Raw genomic sequence first — 21,746 nt, forward strand, 5'->3', positions numbered from 1 at the left:
ACCTCTACTGTGCGTCGCGGCTTGTCGGAGAGACCGGTGCATTACTTGCAGGTGCCGCTGGCAACGATGTCGTTGGCCCAGTGGTTGCTGGAGTGATGCTCCCCGTGCTCGATTGTTGTGTTTGTGGTGCTGTTGCAGGCTGCGTTATCGTTTTCACAGGTGCTGCCGTTACCGGTACTGCCGCCGCCGATACTGTTACCGCCCCAGTCGCGGGTTGCCCGGTGGAGGTTGCCGTACCCGTTGGCGCTGTCGCAGCAGCAGGCGTCGCGGTTGGCACAGTCCCACTGGTCTCAAGCTGCTTTAAGCTCGCGGCTTTTTCTATATCCAGCGCTTTGTTATCTAAATTCTCATGCTCAATATCATGTTGCGTCTGTTTGTTCAGCACTAAAATACTGATTCGACGGTTAACCGGATCATCCGCTGCTTGCTCTTTCAAGCGCATCGTCGAGGCCATACCCACCACCCGCAGCACTTTCCCCTCATCCAAACCACCGGCGAGCAATTCACGCCGTGAAGCATTAGCACGATCAGCCGACAACTCCCAGTTGCTGTAACCTCGTTCGCCATTGGCATACGGCAGATCATCGGTATGCCCCGACAGACTGATTTTGTTTGGTATGTCATTCAAGATAGGGGCTATAGCACGTAAAATATCACGCATATACGGCTCTACCTGCGCACTGCCCATCTTAAACATCGGCCGATTCTGGCTATCAATAATCTGAATTCTTAACCCTTCTTCCATCATGTTAATCAACAGATGTGGCCGTAATGCTCTCAATCTCGGGTCAGATTCGATTAATTGATCCAGTTTTTCCCGCAACTTGTTCAGTCGATACTCTTCTTTGCGACTCTCTTCTGAATCGATGTGCTTGCGTACCTCGCCCACTTGCTGGGTGGGATCATCACCGCCCCCTGGAATCGGACTGGTACTGGCACTGCTCTTATCACCGCTGGTCAACGCTATTTTCAACGGTGTCCGAAAATACTCCGCAATTTGCGTCAGTTGCTGCGGGCTGGAAACCGATAGCAACCACATCACCAGAAAGAAGGCCATCATCGCTGTCATAAAGTCAGCGTAAGCAATTTTCCATGACCCGCCATGATGACCGCCACCATGCTTAGCTTTTCGCTTTCTAATCACAATAACGGGGTGGTTCTGATGCTTCATGCGTCCTCTTCTGTCGCTTGCGGTGCCGGCGCTTTCACTCTGCGTACATGCTCTTCCAGCTCAATGAACGATGGACGCTCAGTGGTGTAGAGCGTTTTACGACCAAACTCCACGGCAATTTGTGGCGCATATCCGTTCAGGCTGGAAAGCAGTGTCACCTTGATGCACTGCATCATTTTGGTGGTTTCTGCACTCTGTTGACGCAACAAGGTGGCCAAAGGTGAAATAAAACCATATGCCAGCAAAATACCCAGAAACGTCCCCACCATCGCATGGGCAATTAGTGCCCCAAGTTCTGCGGCTGGTCGGTCGGCGGAAGCCAGGGCATGTACCACCCCCATAACCGCAGCAACAATACCGAATGCGGGTAACGAATCCCCCACCATCGCCAAGCTACCTGCGGGAACTTCACATTCTTGTTCGTGAGTTTCTATCTCTTCATCCATCAGTGCTTCGATTTCAAAAGCATTCATATTTCCGCTAACAATTAACCGTAAATAATCAGTAATAAATTCCACTAATAACTTATCGGCCAAGATCCGAGGATAATTAGAGAAAATTTCACTTTCCCGCGGACTTTCTATATCCCGTTCCAGTGACAGCATTCCCTGTTGACGGGATTTAGCTAATAAACGGTAAAGTAACGCCATTAAGTCCATATACAGGACTTTGTTATATTTAGAACGGCGCATCAATTTTGGCATGACCTTTATTGTCGCTTTTATCGCTTTGCCGTTGTTACCCACGATAAATGCACCGATACCTGCACCGCCGATAATTAAAAATTCGGCTGGCTGATACAGTGCGCCAAGGTTGCCACCAACAATCATGTAGCCACCGAAGACCGCACCTAAGACCACGATATAACCCAAAATAACTAACACGCGACATCCTTAGCAAAGTGTGTGGGTGGAAGGTGAGGCGTTAGCACCCTTTGAGTGCAATGAATTGTCATTAACTGGCTACAGGAACGGTATCCATACCGCAGCTGTAACCAAAAAATTCTGACAACTCAAAGAGACTCAAACTGCGCGTCTAACCTGCTCATCCAGCAGTTGTGAAGTAATATCGGCAGATGGCGGAGAAAGTTTACGTTTTTTTACTGCGCGGGAAGGTGGCTGGCAGAGACTGCAAACAAAGCTATTTCGTGGTTGATGCGCATGGGTGATAAAAGTCCCACCACAGCAACTGCAACCTGAGAGTTGCAACATACCACTGTCAACGAATCGAACCAGGGTCCAGGCACGAGTTAACGCCAGTAATGGCGGTACTCCAGACTGATCAGGACACTGTTCCAGATAAAGACGATAGGCCTTAATAACGGCCTCAACACCGGTGCATTGCCCGCTTTTTAGCAGGAAGCTATAAGCGTTATAAAACATCGATGAATGAATGTTTTGTTCCCAGGTCATAAACCAATCAGTCGAAAACGGCAGCATTCCTTTAGGTGGCGGACTCCCTCTCAGCTCTTTGTAGAGCTTAATTAATCGCCCCCGGCTGAGTTGCGTTTCGCTTTCAAGCATCTGCAAACGCGCACCTAAAGTGATCAACTCCATTGCCAAATGAATGTCTTTAGCTTCCTGAACAATACTTTTCACAACCATCAGTCATGCTCTTTTTTTAGGCGCACTACCGTCTTGTAACGATAGCTCGTGGAGTAAGTGACTCGACAATAGGATCCCTGTGTGGATTTGCTGCAAGTCATCGACACGAGATTCTTTCGTCAGATGATGAATAGTGTTGTGGTCACTGAAACGGAAATGACAGACTAATTGGTTAGTCTCAGCTAATTTAACCATTTGCGGTAAAGTTAACTGCGCTAATGCGTCGGCCATAGTATCTGTAATACCCAGACGAAACATCGCTGAGGCTTTTTCATCGTTAATTAACCGTTGTGCTAAAAGCAAGTAAGACAAATTAATATCATAAATATGTTTGAGTAATTCAGACGTACTCATTTTATACATCCCGACTGATTATGTTTTAAAACATAAGTTGGATGATAGAATTCTTCACCCAAGACCTGGGATCCTTCCCGCTATACAGTTAATTAAAACCCATAGAACTAAAAGTAATTAAAACCTACTGGTGTTACATTACAAAAATACCATTTTGGTATGAAATAACATGTCGTAAACTTGGCAGCTCGATTTTGTGCTGCTCTGATAGTGCATCTTGCTATGCAACTTTTCTTACAAAATATTAGGATTATTCCTAAAGAGGCCCAACTCTACTCCCGAATCGTTAGCACATACAATGTGACTAGTGATTCATTTTAAATGTAATGTGATATAGATCACAAAAATAAAATATAAAGCTGTTTCTTACACTCATAATTGTTCACTTTTCACTCACACTCATGGTTAAAAAACACTCACAAGTCAGAAAAGAGCTAAAAAACTAGATATATAGGCCCAATTCTTAGTGTTTTTAGATCAGTTCGAACAAAAGCATTCCTAAAGCAAAATAGCAGAACATAAATCTGTTATAACCCAAAATTATCAGCAGTAAGGACTAAAGCAGAGGATTATAGTTCGGTTATCCTATAAGTACCCTTCCGAAACTATTTTGTTTTAACGAATATTTATGCGATTTCACAAAACACCGCCTACCGATCATTTATTAACCTATTTACCTTTTAACGTTAAAAAACCCAACAACATGTATTAAAAAAGGCAACAGAGGTAACTGCATGTTTCAATTCAACGCTATTGCACACATTTCATTCTGCCGCAGTTTCAACTGCGGTTCATATCCGCGTTTCCACAAGGAATTTGTGAATAGAATGTAATTAAAAATAATTAATAATGTTTGAAACATAAGTTTCAAATATTGCTTATTAGCGACTATTTTAATTAACGCCCTATCACGGCTCGCATTATTGGCTGGTCGTAACCAAATGTGACTGACATCCCATTTATCAAAGGTGTATTCCCCTAACCTTTAATCTATAGCCGCGCTTATGGGAGCTTAATGATGGGATACAGAAATGTACTGGTCGCAGTTGCCCTTTCACCCGATAGCCAACAATTGGTTAATAAAGCCGTTTCTATCGTGCGGCCCTATAATGGCAGGGTTTCGTTAATCACCCTGACAACTGAGCCAGAAATGTACAGCAGTTATGCTGCCCCCATGCTGGGAGACTTGCGTTCTGTGTTGCAAGAAGAAGCGCAACTATTTATGGAGGAGTTAGCGATTAATGCTGATTATCCCATAGAGGATAGATCCATTGTGCACGGGCAATTCGCTGATAGCATGGCTTACGTTTGCCAACAGCAGCATATTGATTTAGTTATCTGCGGTAACCACAGTACAAGCCTGATGAATAAACTCTCCTGTTCTGCTGCCAAGCTGATTAATACCAGTAGTGTCGACGTATTGATCGTCCCACTTTAATTAACCCGTAGCTGTGCATTGCGACAACCGTTCTGTCAGCACCGTAATGCCTTTCGCTGTGTTGCCGCACTATTAGCTGAAATCATCCCGCCGAGTTCTACTATTATTCTCAACACGCGTTATTTTTAATATTCGCTATGTTCACTACCGGCCTTTTTACTCCGTCCAAGTAAGGGAATTTGATGCCTCAAGATAAAACCAGTAACCGCCGTATTCTGCTGGCTTCACGCCCACATGGCACACCAACCAGCGAAAATTTCACCTTAGATATTCAACCTATTGCGCAACCCGCAGCAGGTCAGGTGCTACTTCGCACTCGCTATTTGTCGCTTGACCCCTATATGCGTGGCCGTATGAGCGACGCCCCCTCCTATGCCGCGCCGGTTGAAATTGGTGACGTCATGGTAGGCGGGGCCGTCTCACGCGTTGAAGCCTCTAATCATCCGGAGTTTCAAGTGGGTGATTGGGTTTTGGCCAACAGTGGCTGGCAAGACTATACGTTATCGGATGGTGCTGGTATCCGCAATTTGGGGCCACAACTCTCCCATCCTTCACGCTCTCTGGGCGTTTTGGGCATGCCTGGTTTCACGGCTTATATGGGACTATTGGATATTGGTCAGCCCAAAGCGGGCGAAACCCTGGTCGTTGCCGCTGCCAGTGGCGCGGTTGGTTCAGTTGTCGGGCAAGTCGGTAAACTAAAAGGATGCAAAGTTATCGGGATAGCCGGAGGATCGGAGAAATGCCGCTATGTGGTGGAAGAATTGGGCTTCGACGCCTGTATTGACCACCGGGCAACAGATTTTGCGCAACAATTGGAAAAAGCCTGTTCTGACGGCATTGATATTTATTATGAAAATGTAGGTGGTGCGGTATTTGACGCGGTATTGCCATTGCTGAACCCACGCGCCCGTATTCCAGTATGCGGGTTGATAGCACGCTATAACGATACAGAATTACCGGACGGCCCGGATCGTTTGCCACTGTTACAAAGCATCATTTTGCGCAAACGGATTAGGATGCAAGGATTTATCATTTTTGATGACTATGGCCATCATTTTGGTGATTTCCTACAGCAAATGACCCAATGGGTTGATCAGGGCAAAATCAAGTTCCGTGAAGACTTGGTCGACGGACTAGAAAATGCGCCGCAAGCCTTTATCGGCCTATTGGAAGGCAAGAATTTTGGCAAGTTGGTGATTCGCGTCAGTAATGAATAGTCGAAATAATTCCGGGGCCAACTCGCCCCGGAAACTGTTATATCAATGCCCTGATAGCAACAAATAGTCTTGCCGGATATAAAACCTAGACATTAATCGAAGCAATTACAACCACTCACCGAAGCGGCGAATATAAAATTGCTTCATCATTTGCGCAACAATACAGTAGCTGACTAAGGTACCTGCCAACCAAGGGAAATATTGCCACGGTAATGGTTGCAATCCGACTAATGCTCCCAAAGGTGAGAACGGAATATAGATACCTATTGCCATGATCAATCCGGTCGTCAATAGCACTGGTAAGGCGGCGGTACTTTGAATAAACGGTATTTTTTGTGTGCGCAACATATGGACAACCAACGTCTGCGACAACAGACCTTCAATAAACCAACCGGACTGGAACAAAGCCTGATGCTCAACACTGTTAGCCGCAAAAACAAACCACATCAGTGCATAAGTCGTAATATCAAAAATTGAGGAAGTTGGCCCAATCCATAGCATAAAGCGGCCAATATTCTTAGCATCCCACTTACGCGGCTTGCGTAAAAATTCTTTGTCCATTTTATCCCACGGCAGGGAGAGCTGGGAAATGTCATACATCAGGTTTTGTAACAGCAGGTGGATGGCAAGCATGGGTAAGAAGGGAATAAATGCACTGGCAACCAGCACTGAGAACACATTGCCGAAATTCGAGCTAGCCGTCATATTCAGATATTTGATGATATTACCGAAGGTTTCACGCCCTATAATAACCCCCTCCTCCAGCACCATCAGATTCTTTTCTAACAGAATAATATCTGCCGACTCTTTAGCGATATCAGTGCCAGTATCAACCGATATCCCCACGTCAGCATCGCGTAATGCCGGTGCATCATTGATGCCATCGCCAAGAAAACCAACGGTATGCCCATTGCTTTGCAGCATTTTTAGCACCCGTGATTTTTGCAAAGGGGTAAGTTTGGTAAACACTGTGCGCAACTCGACTTCACGCGCTAACGTTTCATCATCCATACCTTCAATATCACGACCACTCAGCGGCTCCCCCGGCTCCAACCCGACATCGCGGCAGATTTTTGCCGTAATAATCGGGTTATCGCCCGTTAACACTTTTACTGCAACACCATTTTCTCGCAGTGCGGTGATAGCAGCCTCTGCGCTCTCTTTTGGCGGATCGAGGAAAGTCAGTAGCCCTTGAACAACTAAATCACGTTCATCATTAATATTTAACGGTAATTCACTGAGCTGAGTCCCTAATTCACGGGTTGCCAGTAACAAAACACGAAAACCGTCTTCATTATATTGTGTGGCTAACGCCAGTAATTTGGCTCTGCGGGCTTCATCCAGTGGGTATATCTTATCTCCCTCGCGAACTTGGGTGCAGATACTCAGCATCTCTTCCACCGCACCTTTGCAAATTAAGCGCTGGTGCTGCTGCTCATCTTTTACCACAATTGACAGACGACGACGGATAAAATCAAACGGTAATTCATCGACCTTGTTAAAGCCGCGCAAAGCATCTATTTCAGGTTTACCGCGGCTAAATTTTATGACCGCCTGATCCATCAGATTTCGCATACCACTTTGATGGAAACTATTAAGCCATGCTAATTGCAGCACTTTATTGTCATTGCTGCCACTGGCATCCAGGTGGTGTTCAAGAATGATGCGGTCCTGGGTTAATGTGCCGGTTTTATCTGTGCACAACACATCCATAGCACCAAAGTTCTGTATTGCATTCAATCGCTTAACCACAACTTTTCGCCGTGACATAGCAATTGCGCCTTTCGCCAGGTTAGAACTGACAATCATTGGCAACATTTCAGGGGTTAACCCAACCGCAACTGCCAATGCAAATAGTGCCGCTTCAGTCCAATCACCTTTTGTAAAACCATTAATTAGCAATACAATCGGTACCATTACCAACATAAAACGAATCAATAACCAACTGACACTGTTGACGCCACGATCAAATGCCGTCTGTGCGCGAGTGCCAACAATCGACTTAGCAAGCGACCCGAAATAAGTATGCCCGCCGGTAGCCACAACCACAGCCATTGCCGTTCCACTGGCAACGTTAGTTCCCATCAGACAAATATTAGATAATTCAAGTAATTCACTCTCGCTATTGGCATCCGCATCTACTGATTTTGAGCTGATGGCCCCCATTGCGTCGTACTTTTCAATAGGGATAGCTTCTCCGGTCAGGATCGCCTGGCTGATAAACAAATCTCTGGATTTAATGAGCCGTAAATCTGCCGGAATCATATCTCCGGCGGATAACAGAATGATATCCCCCGGCACTAATTGCTTAATCGCAATTTCTTGTTTTGCCGGTTGGGCACTATGGCTACTACGGCGTAATACTGTGGCGGTGGTTCGCACCATCGATTTCAGGGCTTCAGCCGCTTTATTGGTGCGGTACTCCTGCCAGAAACGCAATAAACCACTGATCAATACCATCGTCACAATAATTGTGACACCAATCAGATCAGTCTCCTCACCCTGTTGTAATGGCAGCCAATAATCAGTAAAGAAACTGATTGCCGCCAATACCATCAAAACAAAAATAAAAGGGTTATTAAATGCTGCCAATAACTGAAGCAACGCTGGGGGCGCTTTCTCATGTGCTACCTGATTAATGCCGTATAATTCCAGTCGCTCCCTGGCATCCTCTTCTGTCAGCCCATTTAAATTAGCATTCAACTTGGATAATGTTTGATCCAAACTATTCTTGGCTTCTTGCGCGATAGCAAAAGTTTTTTTATTACTGTTACGGCTGGTAACTGTTTTTTTGAATTGGGTCATAACGCTTCTCTTTTAATTCTAAACGCACAGGGTTTATCCGCTCAATTATTGAGAGATAAATGTGCTGAACTATTATTGCGCTGCCAACTTTGTATTTATATTTAATTAGCAGCGACTAATTTGGTTAACTCCGGGGTGATCGTCCATAACAACTCCTTACTACCACGTGGGTCAGTATTTAATTATTTATTGCAAAAAATTGAGCAATTTATTAATGAGTAAATTACTTTATTATTAAGCAGGTAATTCAGATGCGATACGCCAATGGACAGCACTGACGCTCCGCTCCAGACTGACACGGCAAACAATACTTTCAATTTCTCTTTGCGCTGCGGGTGTCGCCATTATTTCTGCACACACTTCCAATTGACCGGGTTTGGCAATATCTGCACTGCAAAGTGACTGTAATCGTAATGCCACACCATTTAACGCCTGTAAAATAAGGGTGCGAACCAATATCTCATCTTCCGCACCACAAGTGACCTGAATCCGGTAACGAACTTCCAGGTCTATGGCTTGTTGTTGAGGCTGCATATTAATCCGTTGCGCCGCCTCCCGTAACAATATATTGGCACACAGAATAACGGCAGTGGCGGCCACTGCATTCCAATACAGTCCCAAGCCACAAAGCACACCAATACCCGCCGAGCACCAGAGTGTAGCTGCGGTGTTCAGGCCACGAATATTCATGCCTTCACGCATAATGACGCCTGCACCCAAAAAACCGATGCCTGAAACAACTTGAGCGGCGATACGACCAGGGCTATCAGGGGATGTGGCATAAGAGCTGAGAATAAATACTGCAGCACCGGTCGCGACTAATGCATTAGTACGTAAGCCCGCCATACGCTGGCGCCATTGTCTTTCAGCGCCAATTAATGCGCCCAAACACATCGCCAGTAATAAATTTACGACAAAAGGAGTTAATGCCATGATTCTCTCCATGAATTAATCATTGGTAGAATAATCATGTGCTATTTAGCACACAGGTAATTGTGCTGAGATATATAACCCGAGGGTATAAATCAGCAATAGCCTGTGTTTCTGCCAGGAGGAAAAAGTGCGTGGTTGTTAAATACCATAATAAAAACCCGAATTATTACCCTCGATGATTAAACATCGAGTTAAATATTACACCCACATTCATTGGCGTTATAACCAGACAACGATTGAATGAATCTCGTTGCGCTGACTAAAACATGGGCTTCAAGTGAATAAACACCACCAGCGCCACGATAACGTCAAGTAATAAGGGTCTACTTGGGTATGCACAACTCAGGAAATAAGAGAGGGTGCTGCCCGCCATTTTCGGCAAGCAACAAATCTGTAGAGAGATAGGTTAGCTTGCCTTGCTTATTTGACTACTACTTTGCGTATCCATTATTTTCTCCACCGAAATTTTTCAAGAGTATAGTTGCGTGTGATAATTATGTAAAGTCTATATTTCTAAACAAAACCTAAACCAGCCCCAATGAATTAAACAATAAACTTAATATTTATAATATATCGATTAATTACATCATACTCTACTCAAGCCATTGAGCATGCGTCAGGGGCATATAAGAATAAAACAGAGATAAGAGAATCAACTCAAACACTCTTACCTGCCATTCCCCGCGTCGGCGCCCATACTCAATCACCTTCGCTAAGACTCGCGCACAATGACACCTATACCCCCTAACTCAACCAACTGAGAGCATCCCCCTGTCCTTACCATCAAGTCATTGACGCAATTACAGAAATCCCATCAATCTTTAATCCAAATTGCGATCGTGATCCCATTTATAACCCTAACTATTTTAGCTCCGTTGCCGATAGGTTCTTAAAGGACTGTTGAAATTTTTTTAGATATAGGGGTGGATTAACTTTAAGTAGCGATGCCTGTACCCACCGTAAATCGGCGTTACAGCGAACCAGGCTATAGCTTCAACCATACCGGGTACATCAGGCAAGGACCTTTCCTCGAGCGACTATAGAAACGGAACTAACAATGAAACGTGGAAGTACGCATCAGCCATTGGATATAAAAATAGCGCCAGAACAGAATAAAAATACGAAAGTATTGTTTATTAATAATATGCGTCTGGTCACGTTGTTTATCGCCATCTTGGCGGGAATACTGCTTTTATTTGCAGCGGCGATTGGGACGTCAGGTTACTTCTTAAAACAGAGTAACCAATCACTGGAAGAGGCGACGCAAGAACTAGATATCCGCCTGGGTCTGTCTAACAGTTCGAACCACCTGCGTACTGCACGCCTTATTCTGATTCAAGCAGCATCAGCGGCACGTATCGGTGATACCGAGGGTTATCAGCAGGGGCTAAAAAACGCTGAGAGCCGTATCGCTCAATCGCAGCAAATGTTTAATCTCTACTATAACCGTCCGGTTAAATCCGAAACGGATAGCGCATTAGATGCACCATTGAAAAAAGCCTATGAACAGTATCGCGACGAGGGAATGAAACTCATGCTCGACGCGACGAAAGAAGGTCATTTTGAAGAAGTTATTTCCCTTGAAGCTGAAAAACTTAATCAGTTGGATGATGCTTATAATGAACCACTGCTGAAAGCAGTTAAGTATCGTACCGAACGGGCTAACCAGATTAATCAGACCGCCCAACAACAAGCCCGTCTTGGTTATATGCTGATGGGAGGCGCTTTTATTCTGGCCATCTTACTGACATTAATTGCTTTTTTAGTGATCAGCAAAGTCATCATCAAGCCGATTAATTGGCTGGTAGCACGTATTCAGCGTATTGCTCAGGGGGATTTGACACAAAGTTCGGTCTCATTTGGCCGCAATGAAATTGGTGTGTTGGGTAACAATATTCAACAAATGCAGGATTCGTTATCCCTAACTGTGGAAGCTGTGCGCAGCAGTGCTGAATCTATTTACCAAGGATCGAGTGAAATTGCACTGGGTAATACCGACCTTTCGGCACGTACCGAGCAACAAGCCGCATCACTTGAACAGACCGCCGCCAGCATGGAGCAACTGACCGCAACCGTAAAACAAAATGCGGAGAATGCCCATCATGCGAGCCAGCTCGCAGCCAACGCATCAGGTAAAGCTGCCCAGGGTGGCGATATCGTTAATGATGTTGTTAGCACGATGGATAAGATATCCCTCAGTTCAATGAAAATTGCTGAAATTACCAATGTAATTAATAGTATCGCGTTCCAAACGAATATTCTGGCTCTGAATGCTGCGGTTGAAGCTGCCCGGGCGGGTGAACAAGGCCGTGGTTTTGCTGTAGTGGCCAGTGAAGTCCGTAATCTGGCACAGCGCAGTGCCGATGCTGCCAAAGAGATAGAATCGTTGATTGAGGCCTCGGTTGACCTGATTGGTGATGGATCCATTCTGGTGTCCGATGCCGGTAAAGCGATGAATGAGATCGTGACAGCCGTTAGTCATGTAACTGATATTATGGGTGAAATTGCCTCTGCTTCTGATGAGCAGAGTCGTGGTATTAGTCAGGTTGCCCAGGCAGTTTCAGAAATGGACAATGTCACGCAACAGAATGCCTCTTTAGTTCAGGAAGCGTCAGCGGCGGCGGCCTCTTTGGAACAACAAGCTGAAATCTTGACTCAAGCCGTTGCAGTATTCCATTTAAAAGGCGGCAACCCTGCCCCGTCACTGAAAACTCCGGCACCTATGTCCACCAAACAGAAGAGCGCGGTCGGGAATAAGAAGTCCGGTGACGACTCACTAAACTGGGAAACGTTCTGAGTTAACACCAGAAACCGTTCAACCAAACTATAGTGACGATATTTAGATAGCAAAACCGGAGGCAAGGTGTACTCACCTTCCTCCGGTTTTTTATTGCGTCGCCCGCAGCACAACAGACAGAACACCAATGTTACGGGTGAAGCGGCTCGACAAAGGTGCCATCATGGCTATCAATCTCGTTAAAGAACCAGACACCTGAGGGGTAATCTTCCAACGAAACCAGATACATAATACCCTCACTAAACTGCTCAACCTCTAACACAACCCCCTCACGCCGTGGGCCGCCATCGGTTTTTACTGTCACCCGATCATTCACTTTCATGATATTACCTTCAATTAAATCAATGCTGCTAGTGTAGTACAGAATAAGGTGAGAATGATAAGGTTTACGTATAAACAACGGTATGCTTTTGGTGAATATATTCGAGGGCAGAACAGTATTGGCTTACTGAGTAAGAGAAGCTGAGTTAATCAGAGTCGAGGGGATAAAGCAGAGGATCTTACTGGATGCCAGAAAGTAAAAAACCCGCCTTAGCGGGTTTTTTTATAATCAGCCAAAGGCCAATTAGATTGCAGTTACGTTTGCTGCAGACGGACCTTTAGCACCGTTCTCGATAGAGAACTGTACATTCTGGCCTTCAGCCAGGGTCTTGAAGCCTTGATCTTGGATTGCAGAGAAGTGAACGAACACGTCTTTGCTGCCATCAGCTGGAGTGATGAAACCGAAGCCTTTAGACTCGTTGAACCACTTTACTTGACCTTTCATCATGTTAGACATGTGTATTTCCTTTATTAAAAAAATTTGCCACCATGGGCGTGTTATAGCCGGTTATCAGTCGTTACTTATGGAGGCACTATGAAGGAAATTCGTCAGTGAAGAGCTATCAACGATAACGCTTTAAATATGAACCACTTTACTCAAGATGTCGTGCATAAATAGGTCTGTACCACAGGCCGAGACGCATTAACTCATGACCGGCTTTTAATAGCAACTCTTTTTAGCGGGCAAACTACAGATTCTTGTTTGCATGGCTAAAATAAAACCAAAAAAGCTATTAATTATACTCTTGATGCCCACTTTTACGCAGAATAATCATAAAATTTATTGTTACTAAACTACTGCTGCCCAAACGCTGGCGATAATAAAAAGAGCAAAATATATTAAATAGGCTGTTTCACGTCATGTTTTCCGATGGGTACTGAAAGTTTATCTCATGAGTTTGCTATAATATGCAGCCACCTACCCCTGAGAGAAACACATGAGGCCGAAGTCTGTCACCTTAGATGATGTTGCACGTCAGGCGGGAGTGTCATATCAAACCGTATCACGTGTTTTAAACCAGGCCCTTCATGTCTCGCCAAAAACCCGCAGCAAGGTCGAACAGGCCATGGCTGACTTAAACTATGTTCCGAACCGCGTAGCACAGCAATTAGCGGGGAAACATAGCCTTACGCTTGGGCTGGCAACGGCAGATCTCGCGTTGCATGCCCCCTCTCAAATAGCCGCAGCGATAAAAAGCAAAGCCCGCGAGTTGGGATACGCAATAGTGATTGCCATGGTTGATGATCAAACTGGCCCAGCCTGCCAGCAAGCCATAAATGAGCTATTAGCTCAACGGGTGGACGGGATCTTAGTGAATATTCCGCTGAAGCCCAAAGGCTGCGAGAAAATTGTCCAACAGTGTGCTGATACTCCAGTGCTGTTCTTGGATGTTGATCCACAATCTACCGCCTTCAGTGTTCTGTTTGATGCCAAGGTCGGGGCAGTTCAGGGGGCTGAACACCTAATTAGCTTAGGCCATCAGCAGATTGCCCTTATCTGTGGACCCAAAAATGCCATTTCAGCCCAGTTACGTTATCAGGGCTGGTTACAGGTACTCAATGATGCCTCGTTAATACCGCAGGCGGTCTATCACGGTGAGTGGAATGCCAAAAGCGGCTATCAGACCACACTGCAACTCATTACCAGCAACATCCCTTTTAGCGCCATTTTGGTCGCTAACGATCAAATGGCTCTTGGTGTATTACGCGCTCTGCATGAGCATAATATCAATGTCCCTGAGCACGTCTCGGTCATTGGTTACGATGACACCGCAGACAGCGCCTATTTCCAACCGCCACTGACGACTGTCAGGCAGGACTTCAAGCAATTAGGGGAAGAGAGCGTTTCCCGCCTGATTGTCAGGCTGCACCACTCAATTGAGCTACCTTCTGAGTCTCTCTTGTTAGCCACTGAACTGACAATACGCCAAACAACAGCACGCTTTAAGCGCTCTATCCTTAAAAACGAATAAATGCGATCACTCTCGACTATTTATCCAACCACTATTTACTTTATCTGTCGTTGAATTCATCTTTACCCCAACACAATTGTGAGCGCATAACATTTTTACCCTTTGATCACTTACCAGCACAAAAAGTATCCACGCACATCGCAGAAATGAGGCTGATATCATGACGTCACAGCAGAAGGTTCAACAGCAGGTTCAACCGCCCCTATCGCAGATTTTGTCACGCAGAGATTGGGAGAACCCGCAGGTGACGCAGTATCACTGCCTTGAAGCACATCCTCCCTTTTACAGTTGGCGTGATAGCGACAGCGCAAAAAATGATACCCCTTCGCCACAACGGTGTTTACTCAACGGACAATGGTCATTCAACTATTTCGACCAGCCAGAAAGAGTACCAGATGAGTGGGTTGAGCACGATTTATCGGGAGCGAGATTACTGCCAGTCCCCGCCAACTGGCAACGCCATGGTTACGACACCCCGATTTACACTAACGTCCAATACCCTATTCCGGTCGACCCGCCGCGAGTACCACAACAGAACCCGACCGGTTGTTATTCGCGTAATTTCGTTTTAGAGCCAGATTGGCTCTCATCAGGCCAAACACGCATTATTTTTGATGGTGTCAGTTCCGCATTTTATCTGTGGTGTAACGGAAAATGGGTGGGTTATTCCCAAGACAGTCGCCTGCCTGCTGAGTTCGATCTCACTCCTTACTTACAGGCGGGTGATAACCGTATCGCCGTTCTGGTTTTACGTTGGAGTGATGGCAGTTATCTGGAAGATCAGGATATGTGGCGCATGAGCGGTATTTTCCGTGATGTCAGTTTGCTTCACAAACCAGCGATCCATTTGCGGGATATCCATATCGCCACACATTTGTCCCCGGAGTTCAGCTCTGCCAATTTAGAGGTAATGGCAGCGATAAATATTCCTCCACTCAGCATCAACGATCCACAGATAACTGGGGCTTATCAAGTCCGCGTACAATTGTGGCTGGCAGATAAGTTAATTAGCAGTTTGCAGCAACCGCTAGGTACCCAAGCCATTGATGAACGCGGGCAATACACTGATCGCACCCATCTTAAGCTGCGGGTGGAATCCCCCTCTTTATGGAGTGCAGAACAACCCACACTGTATCGCGCCGTGATTTCGCTGCTCACTCAGCAGCAAGAATTGATTGAGTCAGAAGCCTATGATGTCGGTTTTCGACAAGTTACCATCCACCAGGGTCTGCTTAAGGTTAATGGTAAAACGGTATTGATTCGGGGGGTGAACCGTCATGAACATCATCCGCAAACCGGTCAGACCATCGATGAAGAGAGCATGCGGCAAGACATCATTCTGATGAAACAGCATAACTTTAATGCCGTGCGCTGCTCACACTATCCAAACCATCCATTGTGGTACCGCCTGTGTGATCGCTATGGTCTGTATGTTGTGGACGAAGCCAATATTGAAACACACGGTATGCAACCGATGGGGCGTCTCGCGGACGATCCTCAGTGGTTCTCTGCTTTCAGCGAACGGGTTACGCGTATGGTTCAGCGTGACCGTAATCACGCCTGTATCATTATTTGGTCTTTGGGCAACGAATCTGGCCATGGCGCAACCCATGATGCCCTCTATCGCTGGATTAAAACCAATGACCCGACACGTCCGGTACAATACGAAGGCGGCGGCGCAAATACGCTCGCGACCGATATTGTATGCCCAATGTATGCTCGCGTGGATGAGGACCAACCTTTCCCAGCGGTGCCCAAGTGGGCAATCAAGAAATGGATTGGTTTGCCTGATGAATCTCGCCCATTGATTCTGTGTGAATACGCTCATGCAATGGGTAATAGCTTCGGTGGGTTTGCCCGTTACTGGCAGGCATTCCGCCAATATCCTCGGTTACAGGGTGGTTTTATTTGGGATTGGGTAGATCAAAGCCTTATCCGCGATGATGAGAATGGTGAACCTTACTGGGCTTATGGCGGTGATTTTGGTGATAGCCCCAATGACCGCCAATTTTGTATGAACGGGTTAGTTTTCCCTGACCGCAGCCCTCATCCCAGCTTGTACGAAGCACAATGCGCGCAGCAGTTTTTCCAATTTTCATTACTGAGCACCACGCCACTGGTGATAAGTGTCACCAGTGAATATCTGTTCAGACACAGTGATAATGAACAGCTCTATTGGCGAATTGAATTAGACGGCGAATTGATACAGGAAGGTGACTTTTCTCTTGATTTATCTCCTGAGACTACGCAGCACTACAGGCTGGCAGAGCAATTACCCCTGACAGATAAACCCGGCCATTTATGGTTAAACGTTGACGTCAGGTTGAGAACAGAAACACCTTGGGCAGCCAGCAACCATCGCAGCGCCTGGCATCAATGGCGTTTACCTCGGGCGCTATCTATACCCCGCCGCTCTGTGCCAAATAGCACTGAGCTAAATAGTACCGAGCCAAGCGAGCTTCAGCTCATCCAAGATGCGCACTCGATTATGGTGACTCACCAGCAACAGCGTTGGCAGTTCAATCGTCAGACTGGCTTGCTGGAACAATGGTGGGTGGGTGAATTACCGGTGTTACTTAGCCCGCTGCGTGATCAATTTGTTCGTGCGCCACTGGATAACGATATTGGTATTAGCGAAGCAACCCGTATCGACCCCAACGCCTGGGTCGAACGCTGGAAAAAGGCGGGAATGTATCAGTTGGAACAACGTTGTCTATCATTACACGCTGATAGCCTCTCCCACTCAATACAAATCTGTGCCGACTACAGCTATGAGTTTGCCAATGAAGTGCTATTGCATTCACATTGGTTATACCGTTTTGATCAGCAAGGCCGTATGACCATTGATGTTCAGGTTGAAGTGGCAACATCACTTCCCCCTCCGGCCAGAATCGGTATGTGCTGCCAACTATCAGATCTCGCTCCATATGTTGACTGGCAAGGGTTAGGGCCACATGAAAACTATCCTGACCGGCAGCTTTCAGCACAATATGGTCAGTGGTCACAGCCGCTTGAGCAGATGCACACACCCTACATTTTCCCGAGTGAAAATGGCTTACGCTGTAATACCCACTCTCTGCGTTACGGAAACTGGCAATTAACCGGTCGGTTCCATTTTGGTATCAGCCGTTACAGCACGCAGCAACTGATGATAACCAGCCACCAGCACTTACTAAAACCCGATCAAGGTACCTGGTTGAATATCGATGGTTTTCATATGGGGGTCGGTGGTGACGACTCATGGAGCCCTAGTGTTCACGCTGATCACTTGCTGACGGACGAAAGCTATCACTATCAGGTCTGCTGGCACTATAAGGGTTAGGCTTAAGCTTAGCGCGGCGTACGGTGGCTATCTCGTCACCGTACGCCGCGGGTTATCCTGGTCCACAATTTCAGATTTATACCTATAGCGTAAGAAAAGTAATGTTCATACAATCAAAGCGTTCCAAACATCTCTTAGTCTTGATTGTAGCCCTGCAAGTAAGCCATACATGCACGACTCCTTTGCAAATTTGTGCGCCCACTCTGTTGGGCGCTTTTTTTGTTTTCTACTTCACTGATGTTTTCTGACGCTTATTTTTGTCATCACTTAAGCACATTCTCGTCATGAATTATTTCCATTACCAGACTAAGATAGTCTCGTAGTCACCGGCATAGCATCGGACTTACCACTTTTAGGCGACAAGAGGAATATTATGACATCGTTAACGCACCTCCCGGCGAATATGGTCGCAATTGAAATCACTCAGTCTGGTGGACCAGAAGTCTTAGTGGCCGTACAGCGTCCAACACCGATGCCTGCTGCGGGCGAAATATTAGTTAAAGTTTCAGCCGCAGGTGTTAACCGCCCTGATGTGATGCAACGTCGTGGTCAGTATGCGCCGCCGCCGGGGGCCTCAGATATTCCTGGATTAGAAGTTGCCGGCGAAGTGGTCGCCATTGCAGCTGATGTGAGCCGTTTTAAGATCGGAGACAGAGTCTGTGGGCTGATAGCTGGTGGGGGTTATGCGCAATACTGTGTCATACATGAAACCAATGCCTTACCTATTCCCTCCCCCCTTACTGATATTGAAGCAGCGGCGTTACCTGAAACATTCTTTACCGTATGGACCAACCTATTCCAACGAGGCCATTTTAGCGCCGGCGAAACAGTCTTAATTCACGGCGGATCTTCGGGTATTGGGACCACCGCAATATTACTGAGCAAAGCATTTGGCGCACAGACAGTGATTGTCACTGTGGGTTCAGAGGAAAAACGTCAAGCGTGCCTGAAGTTAGGGGCAGATGTTGCTATTAACTACCACACCCAAGATTTTGTCACTGAAACTAAACGCGCTACTGCCGGTAAAGGGGCTGATGTTATTGTTGATTTAATTGCTGGAGAGTATGTCGGGCGCAATTATGAAGCTGCGGCCATGAATGGGCGTATTGTTCAAATTGGTACACAAAATGGTAATGCTAAAGATCTTAACCTGATGTTAATGTTGCTAAAACGCCTGACACACACCGGATCTACATTGCGCTCTCGTAGCGTTGCAGAAAAGGCACTGATCGCCCAAGAACTGGAAAAGCAAGTCTGGCCTTTACTAGGTAAGGGCAATATGAAGCCGCAAATCTGCCAGACATTCCCACTGGAAGAAGCATCGAAAGCGCATGAGTTGATGGAAGGCAGTACACATATCGGGAAAATTGTTTTGACCGTTTAAAGCAATGCAAAACGATAAAAACCGCTATTATTTATACTCATCCGCAGAAATCGACACTCAAGGGTTGATTTCTGCGGATGAGTAAATAATATACATCACTATTATCCCTTATCAGCCTATAACAGTTTAGCTAACTAATTTATTGAACTGATATACTTTAGATTTGATCTTCTATGTTAATCTATAACAAACCATTATGGTTTAATTTTTATGAGTCATTAATCACAAGGTCATAATTATGGACATAATTAAAAAAATATTAATTGACGACATCGCAAGAATAAATCAAAAAGAAAAAAGAGATGGCCGGTTAAAATTTAACAGCGATTTTGTCTACAAACATCCCTACCTTTGCCTGGCAATGCTAGTGTCATATTTTTTCGTCTTAGTTTTGATGTACTTAACGCCATACTTTGGCACAGGCTACATGATTGCATTTACCGCTTTCTTTGTCCTGATGTCAGCCATCCTTATGATGGAAATCAAACCTGTATTTAAGTTTGAGGATATTGGCATTCTTGACTTACGCGTTTGCTACAACGGAGAGTGGTTCTTTAGTCGTGCGTTATCAACACAAGCAATTGATGAAATATTAAATAACAAGAATATCAGTGATGACTTTAAACTTCGCTTTAAGCATATTATTAATAATAAAGGCGAAATAGATTTTTATGATGTCTATGATTTGGCTTATTTACAAAAAAAGCCCTCACGGTTTAATGAACCAAACGTCACCTCCTCGTTAGCCAGTTCGTCAGTTATTGGGCAGTAAATACCCGTATTCATAACACTTATGCCCCGTATGGGGCTTTAATCGTTATATCAAAGTAGCCTTTTTATCCAGCATACTCATTAGTTTTGTTAGGCAGATATCGTTAATACGCTAAAATTTTGCCTATAATAAGGTTAATGCTCCTAATAAAAAGAGGCTAATAGGTATGGATAAAATTGATGAACAACTGATTGCTATTTTAGCGGAAAATTCTCGGATATCTCTAAAAGATCTGTCACAACAAGTGGACCTCTCCTCTCCGAGTACATCCGAACGTCTGCGGCGTCTTGAAGAACGTAATATCATCCGCAGTTACACTCTAGACTTAGACCCGCGAGCTTTCGGTTATAACTTGCAAGCCATTGTCCGGGTCAAGCCCTTGACGGGAATGCTGCATAGCGTTGCAAAGATGATCCAGGAGACACCAGAATGTGTTGAGTGTGACAAAGTAACCGGTGACGATTGCTTTATTAGCCGTCTATACCTTCAGTCATTGGAGCAATTAGATGCCATCACTGACCATTGGTCTGAACACGCCGAAATTCATACCTCAATCGTAAAATCATCCCCTATTATGCGGCGATTACCCCCATTAATGCAGCCAATCAGGGGCACAAAAATCTAAAATATGTGCCTCCAGGCTCACTTTATTTATAATAAAGAGTTATGCTTCCTACCATTAGATAGATATCAAAAAATGGATAGTTGATGAGCAGTGAAACCCTAAGCCAGGTGCCGGAGTCATTGATTCTAACACTCCCCAACAGCAGTTGGGATCAGAGTGAAACAGAAAATGCCCGCGCTATTGAGGCTCTAGAACAAGGTAAAGTGCTATTTTTACCTCATCTGGCCTTTGCACTAAGTGAACAGGAGAAACAACTGCTCAACCCTGCATTGGTTGATGCTAAGCGTAAAAATATCAGCTTCAAGCCAGTGGAAGGCACGCTAACGGGTGTTATTGATGAAAGCAAAATTACCTTAACCCGTCAGTTACTTGAACGCTATTACCAACGTTGCTTAAATTTAATTAATCAACTATTGCCAGAGTATAAATCTGCCCTGCACAGCCCAACCAATAGTTTACGTTTACACCCGGTTGCGGCCTGGCGTGATAACACATCATGGCGTAAAGACGATAGCCGCCTACATGTTGATGCATTCCCTTCACGCCCCAATTATGGTGAACGTATCATCCGTATCTTCACCAATATCAACCCTCAGGGTGAACCCCGGTCATGGCGTGTTGGCGAAAATTTCACCCAGTTGGCCAGCCGTTATTTACCGCAACTGGATGACTACTCCCCTATCAGTAGTTGGCTACAAAATAAAGTGGGTATCACTAAACGCCGTCGCAGCCATTACGACCATTTGATGCTTCAGTTACACGACAAAATGAAGTCCGATTTGGATTATCAGAAGAATGGCTCACAACAAGCGATTGATTTCCCATCGGGCAGCAGTTGGATCTGTTTTTCTGATCAAACCCCCCATGCCGCAATGGGTGGGCAATATATGTTAGAACAAACTTTCCTATTGCCGGTTACCGGCATGAAACACCCTGAGCAATCCCCGTTAAAGATACTGGAATCATTGACGCAGAAAGCACTAATATAATCCATACAGAGATTCCACTAATCCGCCAACTCGGCGGATTA

At 45.5% G+C, this 21,746-nt stretch carries 17 protein-coding genes; 9 read left to right on the forward strand and 8 right to left on the reverse strand.

Annotated elements, in window-relative coordinates:
- Positions 1–4: 4 nt before the first annotated feature.
- The 4 genes from A6J66_007700 to A6J66_007715 all read right to left on the reverse strand — a co-directional run bounded on the left by A6J66_007700 (position 5) and on the right by A6J66_007715 (position 3,138).
- Positions 5–1,171 carry a motility protein MotB gene (locus tag A6J66_007700; protein PNM24093.1) on the reverse strand — a complete coding sequence of 389 codons (1,167 nt, stop codon included), beginning with the start codon at positions 1,169–1,171 and terminating at the stop codon, positions 5–7.
- On the reverse strand, positions 1,168–2,055 hold the full coding sequence (motA, locus tag A6J66_007705) for a flagellar motor stator protein MotA (GenBank protein ID PNM24094.1): 888 nt from the start codon (positions 2,053–2,055) through the stop codon (positions 1,168–1,170). Before motA ends, A6J66_007700 begins: the two co-directional genes overlap by 4 nt.
- Positions 2,056–2,193: 138 nt before the next feature.
- Positions 2,194–2,775 (reverse strand): flagellar transcriptional regulator FlhC, encoded by a 582-nt coding sequence (locus A6J66_007710; GenBank protein ID PNM24095.1) that lies wholly within the window; start codon positions 2,773–2,775, stop codon positions 2,194–2,196.
- A 3-nt stretch (positions 2,776–2,778) separates the two neighbouring features.
- Positions 2,779–3,138, reverse strand: coding sequence for a flagellar transcriptional regulator FlhD (locus tag A6J66_007715; GenBank protein ID PNM24096.1), 360 nt, complete (start codon positions 3,136–3,138; stop codon positions 2,779–2,781).
- 1,009 nt (positions 3,139–4,147) lie between these two features.
- On the opposite strand from A6J66_007715, the gene A6J66_007720 reads away from it, so the two are divergent.
- Positions 4,148–4,567, forward strand: coding sequence for a universal stress protein UspC (locus A6J66_007720; GenBank protein ID PNM26927.1), 420 nt, complete (start codon positions 4,148–4,150; stop codon positions 4,565–4,567).
- A gap of 182 nt (positions 4,568–4,749) precedes the next feature.
- Positions 4,750–5,784 carry an NADP-dependent oxidoreductase gene (locus A6J66_007725; GenBank protein PNM24097.1) on the forward strand — a complete coding sequence of 345 codons (1,035 nt, stop codon included), beginning with the start codon at positions 4,750–4,752 and terminating at the stop codon, positions 5,782–5,784.
- Between the two features lie 105 nt (positions 5,785–5,889).
- Here A6J66_007725 and mgtA read toward each other — a convergent pair whose 3' ends face one another.
- Together mgtA and A6J66_007735 are read right to left on the reverse strand one after the other, a co-directional pair.
- The gene (gene mgtA, locus A6J66_007730) at positions 5,890–8,589 is read right to left on the reverse strand and encodes a magnesium-translocating P-type ATPase (GenBank protein ID PNM24098.1); all 2,700 of its coding nucleotides are present in this window, start codon (positions 8,587–8,589) and stop codon (positions 5,890–5,892) included.
- Positions 8,590–8,823: 234 nt separating this feature from the next.
- Positions 8,824–9,534, reverse strand: a complete 711-nt coding sequence (locus A6J66_007735; GenBank protein PNM24099.1) for a hypothetical protein — start codon at positions 9,532–9,534, stop codon at positions 8,824–8,826.
- Positions 9,535–10,579: 1,045 nt separating this feature from the next.
- Here A6J66_007735 and A6J66_007740 point away from each other — a divergent pair.
- On the forward strand, positions 10,580–12,319 hold the full coding sequence (locus A6J66_007740) for a HAMP domain-containing protein (protein ID PNM24100.1): 1,740 nt from the start codon (positions 10,580–10,582) through the stop codon (positions 12,317–12,319).
- A 130-nt stretch (positions 12,320–12,449) separates the two neighbouring features.
- On the opposite strand, the gene A6J66_007745 is transcribed toward A6J66_007740, so the two are convergent.
- The gene (locus A6J66_007745; protein PNM26928.1) at positions 12,450–12,713 is read right to left on the reverse strand and encodes a DsrB protein; all 264 of its coding nucleotides are present in this window, start codon (positions 12,711–12,713) and stop codon (positions 12,450–12,452) included.
- A gap of 171 nt (positions 12,714–12,884) precedes the next feature.
- Positions 12,885–13,097, reverse strand: a complete 213-nt coding sequence (locus A6J66_007750) for a cold-shock protein (GenBank protein ID PNM24101.1) — start codon at positions 13,095–13,097, stop codon at positions 12,885–12,887.
- Positions 13,098–13,578: 481 nt separating this feature from the next.
- Here A6J66_007750 and lacI point away from each other — a divergent pair, with 481 nt between their 5' ends.
- The 6 genes from lacI (at position 13,579) to A6J66_007780 (ending at position 21,705) form a co-directional block, all read left to right on the forward strand.
- On the forward strand, positions 13,579–14,613 hold the full coding sequence (lacI, locus tag A6J66_007755; protein PNM24102.1) for a LacI family DNA-binding transcriptional regulator: 1,035 nt from the start codon (positions 13,579–13,581) through the stop codon (positions 14,611–14,613).
- Between the two features lie 160 nt (positions 14,614–14,773).
- Entirely contained in the window at positions 14,774–17,935 is a 3,162-nt protein-coding gene (gene lacZ, locus A6J66_007760) for a beta-galactosidase (protein ID PNM24103.1), read from the forward strand.
- A gap of 373 nt (positions 17,936–18,308) precedes the next feature.
- Complete coding sequence (locus tag A6J66_007765) at positions 18,309–19,319, forward strand: zinc-binding dehydrogenase (protein ID PNM24104.1); 1,011 nt, start codon at positions 18,309–18,311, stop codon at positions 19,317–19,319.
- Positions 19,320–19,557: 238 nt separating this feature from the next.
- The gene (locus A6J66_007770) at positions 19,558–20,091 is read left to right on the forward strand and encodes a hypothetical protein (protein ID PNM24105.1); all 534 of its coding nucleotides are present in this window, start codon (positions 19,558–19,560) and stop codon (positions 20,089–20,091) included.
- Between the two features lie 166 nt (positions 20,092–20,257).
- Positions 20,258–20,716 carry an Lrp/AsnC family transcriptional regulator gene (locus tag A6J66_007775; protein PNM24106.1) on the forward strand — a complete coding sequence of 153 codons (459 nt, stop codon included), beginning with the start codon at positions 20,258–20,260 and terminating at the stop codon, positions 20,714–20,716.
- An 83-nt stretch (positions 20,717–20,799) separates the two neighbouring features.
- Positions 20,800–21,705 (forward strand): hypothetical protein, encoded by a 906-nt coding sequence (locus A6J66_007780; protein ID PNM24107.1) that lies wholly within the window; start codon positions 20,800–20,802, stop codon positions 21,703–21,705.
- Positions 21,706–21,746: the final 41 nt, after the last annotated feature.

Origin of the sequence: Yersinia enterocolitica (assembly GCA_002082245.2) — a bacterium.
Lineage (GTDB): Bacteria > Pseudomonadota > Gammaproteobacteria > Enterobacterales > Enterobacteriaceae > Yersinia > Yersinia enterocolitica_E.